Genomic DNA, 13,494 nt, shown 5'->3' on the forward strand with positions numbered 1-13,494 from the left:
CTGAGGCCCGGTGACGGGCGCGAGCCCCGTGAGTCGGGACTTCGTTATGGTCACAGTGTCCATTTTGAGTGACCCGGATCACAAGTACGGGATCGAATGCGCCGAAATGGTGCGCGTCAGCGCCGCGTTACAACCCTTGCACCAAAATATGTCACGCCCTCCCCCTCTCAAGCTGAAGCCAACCTGAAGCGCGCCTGAAAAACCCGGGCTATCTCTCTGCCAGCAGGCGGGAATCGTTCTAAAATGAACCCCTTGCCACAGGCTGCGGAGCAACAGCAGATGAGAGTCAGCGTATTCGGAATAGGTTATGTGGGGCTGGTTCAGGCCGCCGTGCTCGCCGAGATGGGCCACAGGGTAACCTGCGTGGACGTGGACGCCGCCAAGGTCGAGCGCCTCAAAGAGGGCATGATCCCCATCTTCGAGCCCGGTCTCGCCCCCCTGGTGCAGGCCAACCATCAAGCCGGTCGCCTGCAATTCACCACAGATGTCGCCCAGGGGGTGGCGTTCGCCGAGCTCATCTTCATCGCGGTCGGCACCCCGCCGGATGAAGACGGCTCGGCCGATCTGCAGCACGTGCTGGCGGTGGCCGGCACCATAGGGCGGCTGATGCAGGGCGGCAAGGTGGTGGTCAACAAGAGCACAGTGCCGGTCGGCACCGCCAACCGGGTGCACCAGCATATCGCCGCCATCCTGCGCGATCGCGGGGTCGACTTGCCCCTTGAGGTGGTCTCCAACCCGGAGTTTCTCAAGGAGGGGGCCGCGGTGGCCGACTGCCTGCGGCCGGATCGCATCATCATAGGCACAGACTCGGCCCACGCCATCTCCCTGCTCGAAGAGCTCTATGCCCCCTTCAACCGCAATCGGGATCGCATCATACAGATGGACACCCGCAGCGCCGAGCTGACCAAGTACGCCGCCAACGCCATGCTGGCCACCAAGATCTCCTTCATGAACGAGATGGCCACCCTGGCGGAGAAACTCGGGGCCGACATCGAAGCCGTGCGCAAGGGCATAGGCGCCGACCCCCGCATCGGCCATCACTTCATTTATCCCGGCTGCGGCTATGGCGGCTCCTGCTTCCCCAAGGACGTCAAGGCGCTGATCCACACCGCCAGCCAGATTGGCTGTGATGCCCCTTTGCTCCACGCGGTGGAGCGGGTCAACGACGGCCAGAAACACAAGCTCATGGCCCGTCTGCGGCAGCACTTCGGTGCCGATCTGACAGGGCGGACCTTCGCCCTCTGGGGGCTGGCCTTCAAGCCCAACACCGACGACATGCGCGAAGCACCGAGCCGGGTGCTGATGGAGGCGATCTGGGCCGCCGGTGGCAAGGTGCAGGCGTTCGATCCCGAGGCCATGAGCGAGGCCCAGCGCCTCTATGGCCTGCGGGACGATCTGACCCTGTGCGGTACCCAGGAGGCCGCTCTCAAGGGGGCCGACGCCCTGCTCATCTGCACCGAGTGGCAGCAGTTCCGCGCCCCGGACTTCGAGCTGGTGCGGCAGACCCTGAAGCAGGCCGTCATCATCGATGGCCGCAACCTCTATGACCCGGCCCGCCTGCGCCAGCGCGGCTTCACCTACTACGCCATAGGCCGGGGCGACAGCCTGGCCGCGGGGCTGTACGAGGAGCAACAACAATGAAATATCTGGTCACCGGCGCCGCCGGCTTCATCGGCTTCCATGTGGCGCAGCGGCTCTGCCGCGACGGCCATCAGGTGGTTGGCCTGGACAACCTCAACGACTACTACGAGGTCAGCCTGAAGGAGGCGCGGCTGGCCTTGCTGCTGCCACTGCCCGGTTTTCGCTTCGAGCGGATGGATCTCGCCGATCGCGCAACCATGGCGGCGCTCTTTGCCCGCGAGCGGTTCGATCGGGTGATCCACCTGGGGGCCCAGGCCGGGGTGCGCTATTCGCTGGACAACCCCTTCGCCTATGCCGACAGCAATCTCAACGGCACCCTCACTGTGCTGGAGGGGTGCCGCCATCACGGGGTGCAGCACCTGGTCTATGCCTCCTCCAGCTCGGTGTACGGCCTCAACGAGCAGATGCCGTTCAAGACCTCGGACGGGGTGGATCACCCCGTCTCCCTCTATGCCGCGAGCAAGAAGGCCAACGAATTGATGGCCCACTCCTACTCCCACCTCTACGGGTTGCCCACCACTGGCTTGCGCTTCTTCACCGTCTACGGCCCCTGGGGGCGGCCCGACATGGCGCTGTTCAAGTTCGTGCGCGCCATCCTGAGCGGCGAGCCCATCGACATCTACAACCAGGGCCAGCTCAGCCGGGACTTCACCCACATAGACGACATAGTGGAAGGGGTGATCCGGGTCGCGGACAGGCCCCCGCAAGGCGACCCGGCCTGGCAGGGAGCGGCCGATGCCAGCCCGGCCCCCTACCGCCTCTTCAACATCGGCCATGGCAGCCCGGTGCGACTCATGGATTTCGTGGAAGCCATAGAGGCGGCGCTCGGCAAGCGGGCCATCCGCAACCTGCTGCCCATGCAGGCCGGGGACGTGCAGGCGACCTGGGCCGACACCCAGGCGCTGTTCGATGCCACCGGCTACAGAGCCGGAGTCGGGCTTGAGGAGGGGGTTGCCAGCTTCGTCGACTGGTACAGGGCCTACTACGGGGTCTGACCCCATAGCCCGAGATGAAAAGGGGCTGCCAGTGGCAGCCCTTCTTGCTGGGTCCCTGCCTCAGAGGCCCGGGGTATATCGGAAGGGTTCTAGCCTGGGAGTCAGCCCCTGGCATGCGGGCTTGAGAGCCTCAGCCCCCGCCAGCAGCCAGTCGGTGCGATGGCGGTTGCCGAGGTTTTCCATCTTCTCGGGCTCGAAACACAGCACCATCAGATCCGCGCTGCCCAGCACATGGCGATTCGGCGCGGCCGCCACCCAGGCCGCCGCCTCGCGAGCCTGCTCCCCATCCCCCAGCAGGTAGGGGTAATGTTGCACGGGTTGCCGAGCGAACAGCAGGTGCTGTTCCTTGAAACCGGCCAGCAGCAGCTCGTCCTCCGCGGGCACCTTCTGCTGTGCCCGCGCCATCACCCCCTGCGGCGTGCGCATGTCGTTGAGGCGCACGCAGATCCAGCAGGAGTAGAGCAGCCAACCCACCGCCAGCGAGCAGAGGATGGCGCTGAGCGGCGCCCGGCGCAGCAGCACATTGACCAGCAGCAGCACCGCCCCCAGCACCAGCAGGGGCAGCCAGGGGGCCGGTCCCAGATCCCCCAACCTGCTCGCCAGCTTGTCGTAGAGAGCCAGGGCCCCGGCGCCACCCACGCAGAGGATCCCCAGCAGCCAGCCGAGCCCCCCCAGCAGACGGCCGGGCCAGACCCGCGCCAACAGTGCCCCCATGTAGGGAGCGGTCAGCAGGGCCAGGGCCGGCGTGCCCGGCGTGACATAAACGCCGCGTTTGCCCGGCGACAGGGAGAAGAAGAGCACCACCAGCACCAGATAACCGAGCAGCAATATGACGCGCTTGTCCTGGCCCTGGATAGCCTTGCGCCACGCCAGCACCAGCCAGGGCAGCAGCAGGGAGAGGGGCAGCCAGAACGGCGGGATCACCGAGCTGAGGTAGTACCAGAAGGGTTTGACGTGATGCCAGGCATTCGCATAGCGGGTCACCGTCTGGCGCAGCAGTATGTTGTCTCTATAGGCCTGCAGCACTGGGTCCCCGCTCTGGGCCACGGCGCTCAGCATGGGCACCAGCCACAGGCCGATGGCCAGCAGCATGAAGAGCGGCCCCGCCAGCGCCTTCAACCAGTCGGCACGGGAGGCGGCGCGGATCTGCTCCCTGTGGGTCCAGATTGCCGGGATCAGGATCAGCAGGGCCAGCAGCCCCACCCCCTTGGTGATGATGCCGAGCCCGGCGGTAAACCAGCCGAGCCAGTACCAGCGCCAGCCTCCCTCGCAGAGCAGGAAACGGACGAAACCGTAGACCCCCAGCGTGATGAAGCAGGTCACCAGAGCGTCGATCTGGGCCGTCTTCGCCTGCAGGGTGAATTGGACGGTGAGCAGCAGCAGCAGCCCGGCCATGAAGCCCGTCGCCGGGTTCCACAGACGGCGGCCCAGGTCCCACACCAGCACTATGGTCAGCAGACCCGCCAGCAGGGAGGGCAGCAAAAACGCCACCTTGATAGAGCCGGTCAGCAGATAGCCGATGGCGATGCCCCACATAAACAGGGGGGGCTTGTCCGGGTAGATCTCGCCGCCACGCATGGGGAAGAGCCATTGGCCGCTCTCCACCATCTCCTTGGCGATCAGGGCGAAGCGCGGCTCGTCGGCGGGCCAGGGATCCCGCAGGCCGAGGCCGGCACCCAGCACCATCAGGGCGATCAGCAGCAACCAGCCGAGGGAGCTCTGATTGAGCAGGAAGCGATCATTTACCATGGCGGACCTCATTGATATCGACGAGCTTGCCACGTCTCCAGCCTTGGAGCGGGATGACCAGAGGAAAGCGGCTGATCAGGACATGCTCATTTGCCATGGTGGATCTCGTTGTCATCGACGAGCTTGTCCCGCTTCCAACCCCGGTGCTGGATATCCAGGTAGAGGCTGTAGAGGGCGGTGAAGGTGGGGAAGAGATTCTGCAGCACGCCGACGGAGTCCTGCTTCGGGGAGAAGACGAAATAGCTCAGGGTCATCAGGCTGCCGAGCACACTCATGTACCAGAACATCCGGGGTATGACGGGTTTGCCGGCCCGCTTGGAGGCCAGGAACTGCACCAGCCAGCGGCCGCCGAACATCAGCGCCCCGGTGTAGCCGATGAGCTTCCAGCCGGTCACATGCAGGCCGGTCCAGTCGAACCAGGTCAGCTCCATGGAGAGCAGGGCATCGATCATATCAGCCACTCCAACGGCATCGAGAGCAGAGAGTCGATCACTCGAGTGTCTCCCTGACTTCGACCACCTTGGAGCGGCGTTGCAGCCAGCAGACACCGACCACGTCCACCAGCCCGACCCAGAGCCGGTTCCAGACCCCGTATTTGGAGACACCCGCCTGCCGTGGCCTGTGATTGACCGGCCAGGGGGACATACGCCCGCCCTGGGCCTGGATCAGGGCCGGAATGTAGCGGTGCATGTGGTTGAAGCCGGGCAGGCGCAGATACCAGTCGCGCCTCACCACCTTGAGACCGCAGCCGGTATCCGGGATACCGTCCCGCAGCAGCAGATCGCGAAACCCATTGGCCAGTCTGGAGGAGAGTCGCTTGACCCAATCATCCCGGCGATTGACCCGGTGACCGATAAGTCCCACTTGCGTGGGATCCTGCGCGAAGCGGCGCTTGGCCTCCTCCAGCATGGCGGGAATGTCGGCCGGATCGTTCTGGCCATCCCCGTCGAGCACCACCAGCCAGTCGCCGCGACCGTGGCGCACGCCACTGAGCACCGCCATGCTCTGGCCCACGGCCCTGGCATGGCGGATCACGCGCAGCCCGGCATAACGCCTCTTCAGATCGCACAGGACGGCGTAGCTGTCATCCTCGCTGCCATCGTCCACATAGATCAGCTCGTAGCAGTATTGCCCCGCCAGCGCGGCATCTATCTCGCCGATGAGGGGGGCCAGATTGTCCCGCTCATCCTTGGCGGGCACCACGACAGAGACACCGATTGAATCAAGCATATGAAGTTCCCGACCATGACGAGGAACGCAGTCGCCTCGACCGCTTTCCTCATTAACATTCTCTCGACAAGCTGACTAACATCATGCAAATACAAGGCGTTAGACAGCAAGTGCGGCAGTTTATTGCCCCAAAAGTAATAAATCTATCAATTTGAATTGTGCCGTGTTCAGAGGGCCTGGTCGCACAACCCCCGGGCTCCCCTTCACACTCACCAAGAGCGCCTTTTTTTCTCTGCCAAAAGTTCCAGACCGTTTTCATCTCTGATGGCCTGACACATAACCAGATGTTCCATCCCCTGGCTGGCGTCCCCCCCATATCGGGCCTATATCTTGCGGATACGAAATTCGAGGTATCCATCATGCAGAGACTCTGCACCTGGGGCTGGGGAGTCCTGCTACTGCTTGCCACTTACACCCATGCCGACGCCTTTCGCCAGGCCCCCAAGGCGATGAGCGCCTTGCGCCAGGGCGCCGCCATGGAGCAGAGCAACCCCCGGCGAGCCATAGCCCACTACTGTACCGCGGCCAGCCTGGGCAACCCTGAGGCCTACTATCGCATCGGCCGCCTGCTGGCTCGCGGGCCCCAGGGGATCCGCAGCCCCCGCCACGCCAACGCCTACCTCGCCATGGCCATGCGCCTTGGCAATCAGCAAGCGGCTCGCTACTACAACGAGCGGGTGGGCAACGCCCCCCTCGGCACCTGCGGTATCGGCGGAGGCGGAGGAGGCGCCCCCTGGGTACGCCCCAGCACCCCCTTCGATCAGGATAGCTATCTGGCCCGGCAATCCCTCACCAAACAGAAGCTGGCCGTCATGATCCGCCAGGCCGCCCACCGTCACAAGGTCGACCCCCAGCTGGCGCTCGCCATCGCCATCGCCGAGTCCAATCTCAACAGCACAGCCGTCTCCCCCAAGCAGGCGCAAGGGGTCATGCAGCTCATTCCCGAGACCCAGGTGCGCTTCGGCGTTACCCGCCCCTTCGATGCGCAGCAGAACATCCGTGGCGCCATGATCTACCTGAAGTGGCTGGAGAAGCAGTTTGGCCCCGACTGGGTCAGGATCAGCGCCGCCTACAACGCCGGCGAACAGGCCGTGATCCGCCATGGCGGCGTACCGCCCTACCAGGAGACCCAGGAGTATGTGCAACGGGTGCTCTACTACTCGGGGCAGGACCCTGCCAAGAGCACCAGGCAGCCCCGCTGACCCTTGGCATAAGCTGATTCCATGGCTTCTCAAGGTCAGCTGATGAATCCTATCGAGCCAGAGTTAAGGAAGTCTTAAGCCAGCTCGACCCGGAACCTTGATCGGCCATCTGCCAGATGCCAGCCTCTTTTCCTCCCTCTGCCGGAGGGGATCCCGACACTCAATGCCCCCCGGTTGTCCACTTTGCCGCCCTCTTCCCATTGGTTTACAATCGACGGGTTTTTTGGAACCGGGTCGGCCCCTGCCGACCAGGCCCCACCACGACGTCAGTTTGTTGATGCAAAGACATTAAACTGCTGAAAAGGAAGAGAATTAGCCAATGGCTCAATTTATTTACACCATGAACAGGGTCGGCAAGGTCGTGCCGCCCAAGCGTCATATCCTCAAGAACATCTCCCTCTCCTTCTTCCCGGGCGCCAAGATCGGTGTGCTGGGTCTGAACGGCGCCGGTAAATCCACCCTGCTGCGCATCATGGCGGGGATCGACACCGAGATCGAAGGGGAAGCCCGTCCGCAGCCCGGCATCAAGATCGGCTACCTGCCCCAGGAGCCGAAGCTGGATCCGGAGCAGACAGTACGCGAAGCGGTGGAAGAGGCGGTCGGCGAGGTGAAACGCGCCATGGCTCGCCTGGATGAGGTCTATGCGGCCTATGCCGACCCGGATGCGGATTTTGACAAGCTGGCCCGCGAACAGGGCGAGCTGGAAGCCATCATCGCCGCCCAGGGTGGTCACAACATGGAGAACCAGCTGGAGCGCGCGGCCGACGCCCTGCGCCTGCCGGCTTGGGATGCCCAGATCAAGCACCTCTCCGGGGGTGAGCGCCGCCGGGTAGCCCTGTGCCGTCTGCTGCTGGAAAAGCCGGACATGCTGCTGCTGGACGAACCGACCAACCACCTGGATGCGGAATCCGTGGCCTGGCTGGAGCGCTTCCTGCACGACTACGAGGGCACAGTCGTCGCCATCACCCACGATCGCTACTTCCTCGACAACGTGGCGGGCTGGATCCTGGAGCTGGACCGCGGCGAGGGTATCCCCTGGGAAGGCAACTACTCCTCCTGGCTGGAGCAGAAGGACGCCCGTCTGGCTCAGGAAGCCAGCTCGGAAGCGGCCCGTCGCAAGTCCATCGAGAAGGAACTGGAGTGGGTGCGTCAGAACCCGAAAGGCCGTCAGGCCAAGTCCAAGGCCCGTATGGCTCGCTTCGAGGAGCTCAACACCAACGACTACCAGAAACGCAACGAGACCAACGAGCTGTTCATTCCGCCCGGACCGCGCCTCGGCGACAAGGTGGTCGAGGTGGCGAACCTCTGCAAGTCCTACGGTGACAGGCAGCTGATCGACGATCTCTCCTTCGCCATTCCGAAGGGGGCCATAGTCGGCATCATAGGTCCGAACGGCGCTGGTAAATCCACCCTGTTCCGCATGATGTCGGGCCAGGAACAGCCGGACTCAGGCACCATCACCCTGGGTGATACCGTAGTGCTGGCCTCCGTGGATCAGTTCCGCGACAGCATGAACGACAAGAAAACGGTGTTCGAAGAGGTCGCCGACGGTCAGGACATACTGCGCATCGGCAACTACGAGTTCCCGAGCCGTGCCTACATTGGTCGCTTCAACTTCAAGGGCGCCGATCAGCAGAAGCGGGTCGGCGAGCTCTCCGGTGGCGAGCGCGGCCGTCTGCACCTGGCCAAGCTGTTGCAGACCGGCGGCAACGTCTTGCTGCTGGATGAACCGACCAACGATCTGGACATCGAAACCCTGCGCGCCCTCGAGAACGCCCTGCTGGAGTTCCCGGGTTGTGCCATGGTCATCTCCCACGATCGCTGGTTCCTCGACCGTATCGCCACCCACATCCTGGACTACCAGGACGAGGGCAAGATTGCCTTCTTCGAGGGCAACTTCACCGAATACGAAGAGTGGAAGAAGAAGACCTATGGCGCCGATGCGGTTCAGCCACACCGCGCCAAGTACAAACGCATTACCAAGTAATTGCGTCTGGCGATGGAGTGAGGCGGACCAACCGCACCGCTCCAGATAGACAAGCGCATCGCCCCATTGGGGTGATTGCAACGTCACAAGGGGAGCCCGGGCTCCCCTTTCTCTTGCCTTTTCGCTTACAATCTTCCCGCTTCCCCCTACCGGCACTCACCAATGACCCAGACCAGCGCCCCCCCGAAGAGACTCACCATCCAGATCCGGATCGAACCCGGCTGCCTGGGCCCGGATGGCAAGCGCCACATCGATACCTTCTGCGCTGCGGCCGGCCGTATCTTTGCCGCCATCGAGCCCGAGCGGGTGAGCTGGGTGCTGCTCCCGCGCCATGACAAGCAATTGCCCGAACAGGAGTTTTTCATTGAGGGGCGCAAGCTGAGCGAGACGCAGGCCAGCCTGCTATTGCAGCGCATGGGGCTGACGCTCGTCACCTTGCAGGAGCACAGCGACGCCGTGCTGGCCCAGCTGGTGGATCGCTACCTCAAGAGCCTCTGAGAGTCGCCATCGCGGCACAAGCCTCTATCGAACCTTGTTTTTACCTCTCGATGGGCAAACGTTTGAATTTTTACTCTATTCATTGATCCCCCTCGCAGATCCGGGGTTTGTAAACATCGCGGCCTGTGTAAAAATGTGCGCGCTGTCACGGTATCAGGACGAGTCTGGTCACTCAGTCGCCAGAAACAGGGCCATTTACCCCGCATGGATGGGATTGGCCGCTCGCCTGCTGCTTATTTCACGTCACCCATTGGAATCCAACATGAATCAACAACACCAAGCTGCCAGCCAGGTCGCCGGGCAAGGATTGCTCGAGCGCCTGTTTGCCCTGAAAGGCCATGGCACCACGGCCCGCACCGAGGTCATCGCCGGCATCACCACCTTCCTGACCATGGTCTACATAGTGTTCGTCAACCCGCAGATCCTCTCTGCGGCAGGCATGGACACCCAGGCGGTATTCGTCACTACCTGCCTCATCGCCGGCATCGGCAGCATTCTCATGGGGTTGCTGGCGAACCTGCCCATCGCCCTGGCCCCCGCCATGGGACTGAATGCCTTCTTCGCCTTCGTGGTGGTGGCTGGCATGGGCTACTCCTGGCAGATCGGCATGGGCACCATCTTCTGGGGTGCCCTAGGATTGCTGATCCTCACCCTGCTGCGGGTGCGCTACTGGCTGATTGCCAACATCCCGCTCACACTGCGGGTCGGCATAACAGCCGGCATAGGCCTGCTCATCGCCCTGCTCGGCCTGCACAACGCCGGCATAGTGGTAGCGAGCCCCGCCACCATGGTGACAGTGGGCGACCTCACCTCACTGCCCTGCCTGCTGGGGCTGCTCGGCTTCTTCCTGATCTGCATCTTCTCCGCCCGCGGCGTGCACTCCGCCGTGCTGATCGCCATAGTGGTCACCACCACCCTGGGCTGGCTGTTCGGCGACGTGACCTTCAAGGGCTTCGTCTCTGTGCCGCCGAGCATCACCCCCGTCTTCGGTCAGCTGGACCTGATGGGGTCGCTGGACATCAGCCTGGCGGGGATCATCTTCTCCTTCATGCTGGTCAACCTGTTCGACTCTTCCGGCACCCTGATCGGCGTCACCAACCGCGCCAAGCTGGCGGATGACAAAGGTCACTTCCCGCGCATGAAGCAGGCGCTGCTGGTGGACAGCGTGAGCTCGGTCGGCGGCGCCTTTATGGGCACCTCCTCCGTGACGGCGTATATCGAGAGCAGCTCGGGGGTGGCCGTCGGCGGCCGTACCGGCCTGACCGCCATAGTGGTCGGCGTGCTGTTCCTGCTGGCGATCTTCTTCTCCCCGGTCGCCGCCATGGTGCCGGCGTACGCTGCTGCGGGCGCCCTCATCTACGTGGGCGTGCTGATGTGCTCCGAGCTGACCCGGGTCAAGTGGGAAGACCTGACCGAAGCGGTTCCGGCCTTCATGACAGCGGTGATGATGCCGTTCAGCTTCTCCATCACAGAAGGGATAGCCGTGGGCTTCATCTCCTACTGCGTGATGAAGGCGGGCACCGGCCGCTGGCGCGAGATCAACCCTTGCGTTCTGGTAGTGGCCCTGCTGTTCGTGCTCAAGTTCGTCTGGGTCGACAGCCACTAACCCCGGCTTGCGCACACAAAAATGCCCGTCATCGACGGGCATTTTTTATGGCTGGCAAAGGGCAAGGTTCAACGGATGCCGCGGGCCTCGCGGATCCACTCCCAGGCCTGCTGGATCTCCTGGGTCTTCTCCTTGGCCATCTCCATCATCTCGGGGGGCAGCCCCTTGGCGGCCAGCTTGTCCGGGTGATGCTTGCTCATCTCCTTGCGATAGGCGCGCTTGATCTCCTGATCGCTGTCGCTCTCGCTCACCCCCAGCAGCTGGTAGGCATCCTTGAGGCGATCCTGGGAGGGGGCCTCCTGCCGGTATTGCTGCCCTTGTCCACCCTGCTGCTGGCGGTGGAAGAAGTTCATCTGCGCCTCGGCCATCGCCAGGATCCGCCCCAGCTCGATACGGCTGAAGCCGAGCTCGTCCGCTATGGTCTGCAGTATGGCGCGCTCGTTGGCCTCCACCTTGCCGTCGGCAAAGGCGGCCTGCAGCTGCACCTCGAGGAAGAAACGCAAGATGTCACGCTGCCCCAGGCTGGCACGGCGGAATTCCGCCAGGGTTTCCCGCAGCGGGAAATCGCTCTCCTTGCCCTGGCGGAACGACTCCTGGGCACGCACCCGCTGCTCGCCGGAGAGGCGCATCCTGTCCATCAGGCTGGAGGCGACCCGGATCTCGTGCTCGGTGACCTGACCGCTCGCCTTGGCGATGTGGCCCATGACGGCGAAGGTGGCGTGGAAGAAGACCGCCTGCTGCTGCTGGCTGGGGGCACGCTGGAACGCCCCCCGAATGCCCATGCCCCGATCGAAGCGGTGGCCGATCCAGAGGCCAAGCAGGGCGCCGAAGATGTTGCCGAGCAGAAAACCGAAGAAGGCGCCAAGCACCTTACCCCAAATACGCATGGTTCAAGACCTCGTGATGTTAATGAGTGCCGGCAAGCAGCTGGTCATCCAGCTCGCGCAGCCGATCGACTGTGCCTATGTCACGCCATTCGCCGGTCAGCAGGCTGCCACCGACCCGGCCTTGCGCCATCCAGTCGCGCAGCAGGGGGGCCAGCTTGCAGGCACCGCAAGGCAGGGAGACAAAGGCCGCCGGGTGATAGAGGCCGACGCCGCTGAAGGTCAGCGCAGGCGCATCCAGCACCCGGCCGCCTTGCAGGGAGAAATCCCCCTGAGGGTGCTGGGGCGGATTGGGCACCAGCCAGAGATGGGCCAGGTCATCCGCCAGCGACTGATTCACCAGAGCGCCATAATCCCCATCAATCCAGGTATCGCCGTTGATCACCAGAAAGGGTTCTGGGCCCAGCAGGGGCAATGCCTGCACTATGCCGCCTGCGGTCTCGAGGGCGCTCTCCTCCGCCGACCACAGGATCTCGACCCCGAACTGGCGGCCATCGCCGAGCGCCTCCACCAGCTTGTGGCCGAGCCAGGCGTGGTTGATCACAAGCCGGGTCACCCCGGCCGCCTTGAGCTTCTCGATGTGGTGGACGATGAGGGGCTTGCCCCCCACCGCCAGCAGCGGCTTGGGCAGCAGGTCGGTGAGCGGGCGCATCCGCTCCCCACGACCCGCGGCCAGGATCATCGCCTTCATGAGGCCACCCCGGTGCGTGCCAGACCGGGCAGCACCACCTGCTCCAGCCACAGGCCGAAGCGGGCCAGCACCGGATGCTCGACACCATGGGTGTGGCAGACATCCACCACATAGCCCAGGGTGCGGGGAATGTCCTTGAGGTAGCCGGACTTGCCGTCGCGATGGTAGAGACGGGTGAAGAGGCCGGCCGCCTTCAGGTGGCGCTGCATGCCGGTCAGGTCGGCGTGACGACGGAAGCTGGCATAATCGAGCCCGCCGAGCAGGCCCGCCCGGCTCAGGGTATCGAAGCCATGGCCCATGCCCCGCTCGATCACCTCATCGGGCCAACGCACGTAACAGTCTTTCAGCAAGGAGACCAGGTCGTAGCTCAGCGGCCCCATGACCATGTCCTGGAAGTCGATGACGGCAAGCCGGCTGTCGTCCGGCGTATTGCCGCCACACACCATCAGGTTGCGGCTGTGGAAGTCTCTGTGCATCACCCCCTGGGGCTGGGCCAGGTTGTTCTCTGTGAGGCAGGCGAACATCTCGTCCAGCAGTTGCCGTTCGGTCTCGTCGAGACTCAGGTTCAGGTGATGACCCAGCAGCCACTCGGGGAAGATGGCATTCTCGCGCGCCATGAAGGCCTCGTCGAAAGGCTCGAGCGCCAACCCGACAGCTCCCAGCCGGGGCAGCAGCCCTATGGCCTTGCCATACCAGGCCAGCACGTTGCCATCGTTCAGGCAGCCGATAAGCTGGGTATCGCCAAGGTCACTGACCGCCAGCAGGCCCTGCTCGTAGTCCACCGCCCTGACCTCGGGAGCCAGCAGCCCCACGGCGTGCAGGGCGGCCGCATTGCGAACGAATTCATGATTTTTTTCGGTTTTCGGATTAGCATCCACCCACACTAGGCCACCACCACGGAAGTAGCGGCGGAAACTGGCGTCACCGGAGATCAGGGTCAACTGGAGGTTGGCATCACCGGTAATCCGGCGTGCCCATTGCAATAGCAGGGAAGTGCGATCGTGCATGAGT

At 63.7% G+C, this 13,494-nt stretch carries 12 protein-coding genes; 6 read left to right on the plus strand and 6 right to left on the minus strand.

Annotation, left to right across the window (positions count from 1 at the left end; genetic code table 11):
* Nucleotides 1-279: 279 nt before the first annotated feature.
* Both ACF2JD_RS08305 and ACF2JD_RS08310 read left to right on the plus strand, forming a co-directional pair.
* Nucleotides 280-1,641: a nucleotide sugar dehydrogenase gene (locus tag ACF2JD_RS08305; RefSeq protein ID WP_440987175.1), complete on the plus strand. Its 1,362-nt coding sequence runs from the start codon at nt 280-282 to the stop codon at nt 1,639-1,641.
* Nucleotides 1,638-2,636, plus strand: a complete 999-nt coding sequence (locus ACF2JD_RS08310; protein ID WP_411650497.1) for an NAD-dependent epimerase — start codon at nt 1,638-1,640, stop codon at nt 2,634-2,636. Before ACF2JD_RS08305 ends, ACF2JD_RS08310 begins: the two co-directional genes overlap by 4 nt.
* 60 nt (nt 2,637-2,696) lie before the next feature.
* Here the strand turns inward: ACF2JD_RS08310 and ACF2JD_RS08315 are convergent, their stop codons facing one another.
* The 3 genes from ACF2JD_RS08315 to ACF2JD_RS08325 all read right to left on the minus strand — a co-directional run bounded on the left by ACF2JD_RS08315 (nt 2,697) and on the right by ACF2JD_RS08325 (nt 5,615).
* Nucleotides 2,697-4,385 carry a glycosyltransferase family 39 protein gene (locus tag ACF2JD_RS08315; protein WP_440987176.1) on the minus strand — a complete coding sequence of 563 codons (1,689 nt, stop codon included), beginning with the start codon at nt 4,383-4,385 and terminating at the stop codon, nt 2,697-2,699.
* A gap of 86 nt (nt 4,386-4,471) precedes the next feature.
* Nucleotides 4,472-4,837, minus strand: coding sequence for a lipid-A-disaccharide synthase N-terminal domain-containing protein (locus ACF2JD_RS08320; protein WP_106885941.1), 366 nt, complete (start codon nt 4,835-4,837; stop codon nt 4,472-4,474).
* Between the two features lie 37 nt (nt 4,838-4,874).
* Complete coding sequence (locus ACF2JD_RS08325; protein WP_440987177.1) at nt 4,875-5,615, minus strand: glycosyltransferase; 741 nt, start codon at nt 5,613-5,615, stop codon at nt 4,875-4,877.
* A gap of 359 nt (nt 5,616-5,974) precedes the next feature.
* Between ACF2JD_RS08325 and ACF2JD_RS08330 the strand changes: the two genes are divergently transcribed.
* The 4 genes from ACF2JD_RS08330 to ACF2JD_RS08345 all read left to right on the plus strand — a co-directional run bounded on the left by ACF2JD_RS08330 (nt 5,975) and on the right by ACF2JD_RS08345 (nt 10,908).
* Nucleotides 5,975-6,817: a lytic transglycosylase domain-containing protein gene (locus ACF2JD_RS08330; protein ID WP_404835898.1), complete on the plus strand. Its 843-nt coding sequence runs from the start codon at nt 5,975-5,977 to the stop codon at nt 6,815-6,817.
* Nucleotides 6,818-7,136: 319 nt separating this feature from the next.
* A complete protein-coding gene (ettA, locus tag ACF2JD_RS08335) occupies nt 7,137-8,804 on the plus strand; it encodes an energy-dependent translational throttle protein EttA (protein WP_106885939.1) in 1,668 nt (555 codons plus the stop codon).
* A 162-nt stretch (nt 8,805-8,966) separates the two neighbouring features.
* On the plus strand, nt 8,967-9,302 hold the full coding sequence (locus ACF2JD_RS08340; protein ID WP_440987178.1) for a hypothetical protein: 336 nt from the start codon (nt 8,967-8,969) through the stop codon (nt 9,300-9,302).
* A 262-nt stretch (nt 9,303-9,564) separates the two neighbouring features.
* Entirely contained in the window at nt 9,565-10,908 is a 1,344-nt protein-coding gene (locus ACF2JD_RS08345; RefSeq protein ID WP_163137105.1) for an NCS2 family permease, read from the plus strand.
* 68 nt (nt 10,909-10,976) lie between these two features.
* On the opposite strand, the gene djlA is transcribed toward ACF2JD_RS08345, so the two are convergent.
* Genes djlA through ACF2JD_RS08360 form a run of 3 tightly spaced genes read right to left on the minus strand, consistent with a single transcriptional unit; the run spans nt 10,977 to nt 13,490 of the window.
* Nucleotides 10,977-11,795 (minus strand): co-chaperone DjlA, encoded by an 819-nt coding sequence (gene djlA / locus ACF2JD_RS08350; RefSeq protein ID WP_234677109.1) that lies wholly within the window; start codon nt 11,793-11,795, stop codon nt 10,977-10,979.
* 19 nt (nt 11,796-11,814) lie between these two features.
* The gene (gene murU / locus ACF2JD_RS08355; protein ID WP_234677108.1) at nt 11,815-12,483 is read right to left on the minus strand and encodes an N-acetylmuramate alpha-1-phosphate uridylyltransferase MurU; all 669 of its coding nucleotides are present in this window, start codon (nt 12,481-12,483) and stop codon (nt 11,815-11,817) included.
* Nucleotides 12,480-13,490, minus strand: coding sequence for a phosphotransferase (locus tag ACF2JD_RS08360; RefSeq protein WP_440987179.1), 1,011 nt, complete (start codon nt 13,488-13,490; stop codon nt 12,480-12,482). Before ACF2JD_RS08360 ends, murU begins: the two co-directional genes overlap by 4 nt.
* Nucleotides 13,491-13,494: the final 4 nt, after the last annotated feature.

Source organism: Aeromonas ichthyocola (genome assembly GCF_046087985.1).
Taxonomy (GTDB): Bacteria; Pseudomonadota; Gammaproteobacteria; order Enterobacterales; family Aeromonadaceae; genus Aeromonas; species Aeromonas rivipollensis.